Below are 1,532 nucleotides of genomic sequence, written 5' to 3'. Positions count from 1 at the left end.
AGGGAGCCGTCCGAGGGGCCGCACACTGTCGCCTTGAGCACGCCGTTCAGCTTCTCCGTTTCCCCTCAGGCCCCCCGGGCGGCCCCGCCCGCACGATCGGCAAAGGGGAGGAAGACCATGCAGGAAACCGGAGAGGATCACGACGACGGAACGGTAGCCCGGGTCGCGGCGATCGATATCGCCAAGGCATCGGGCATGGTCTGTCTGCGAGTCCCGCACGACACCATCGAGGGCCGGCGGGTCCAGCAGGTCTGGAATGTCTCCTCGACCACGAACTCGATCCTGGAACTGGGTGACCGGCTGGTCTGCCAGGGCGTCCAACGCGTGGTGATGGAGGCGACGGGCAGCTACTGGCGGCCCTTCTTCTACCTTCTGGAGAACCGGGGGCTGGAGTGCTGGCTGGTCAACGCGCGTGATGTCAAGAACGTCCCCGGGCGGCCCAAGACCGACAAGCTGGACGCGGTCTGGCTGGCCAAACTCGCCGAACGCGGCATGGTGCGGGCCTCGTTCGTGCCCCCGAAACCGGTCCGTCAACTGCGGGACCTCACCCGCACCCGCACCGTCTTCGTCCAGGAACGCACCCGTCACAAGCACCGGGTGGACAAGGCCCTCCAAGACGCGCAGATCAAGTTGTCCGATGTCGTCTCGGACCTCTTCGGTGTTTCGGGCCGGTCCATGCTGGACGCACTGGTCGCCGGCGAACGCAACCCCCGGACTCTGGCGGACCTGGCCAAGGGCAGCCTGGTCAAAAAGACACAGCCCCTCACCGAGGCCCTCACCGGACAGTTCGAGGACCATCACGCCCACCTGCTGCGGATCCTGCTGGGCACCGTCGACCACCTCACCGCACAACTCGGCGAACTCGATCGGCTGATCACCCAGACCCTGGGAGAGATCACCGGCCCGCACGATGACGCCCCGGCCGCTATCACGTCCGGAACCGACACCACCCCTGGCCACACCGCAGCCGACGTGGCCGAACGCCTAGACAACATCCCAGGCGTCGGAGCGACCACCGCCCACATCATCCTCGCGGAGATCGGCCTGGACATGAGCCGCTTCCCCACTCCCGAGCACCTGGTCTCGTGGGCGAAGCTATGCCCCAGAACCATTCAGTCCGGAGCCAAGAACACCGCCGGTCCCGCCGGACAAGGAAACCCCTGGCTCAAAGGAGCCCTCGGCGAAGCCGCCACCGCCGCCGCACGCACCGACACCTTCCTCGGCGCCCGCTACCGGCGCATCGTCAAACGCCGCGGCCACGCCAAGGCCATCGTCGCCGTCGCCCGCTCCATCCTCGTCATCACCTGGCACCTGATCAACGACCCCGACACCCACTACCAAGAACTCGGCCCCGACTGGCACCAACGCCATCTCAACCCCACCCGCAAAACCCGCGACCTCGTCCGCCAACTCCAAGCCCTCGGCCACCAGGTCACCCTCGAACCAGCAGCCTGACCGCAGTTGAGCAACCGTTCCGCTCCCGCAGAACGGACGCTGACGCCTGCCCGGCTGGGGTTCCATTTTCCGTTCAG

The 1,532-nt window shown here is 67.0% G+C and carries 1 protein-coding gene; it reads left to right on the top strand.

Annotated elements, in window-relative coordinates; genetic code table 11:
- On the top strand, nt 1–1,455 hold a 1,455-nt coding region (locus tag AF1_RS32475), incomplete at its 5' end, for an IS110 family RNA-guided transposase (protein ID WP_217999876.1).
- Nucleotides 1,456–1,532 lie beyond the last annotated feature (77 nt).

Origin of the sequence: Actinomadura formosensis NBRC 14204, assembly GCF_001552155.1 — a bacterium.
Lineage (GTDB): Bacteria > Actinomycetota > Actinomycetes > Streptosporangiales > Streptosporangiaceae > Spirillospora > Spirillospora formosensis.
The sequence above is the reverse complement of the archived record's forward strand: the minus strand, read 5'-3'. Positions and strand labels throughout refer to the sequence as shown.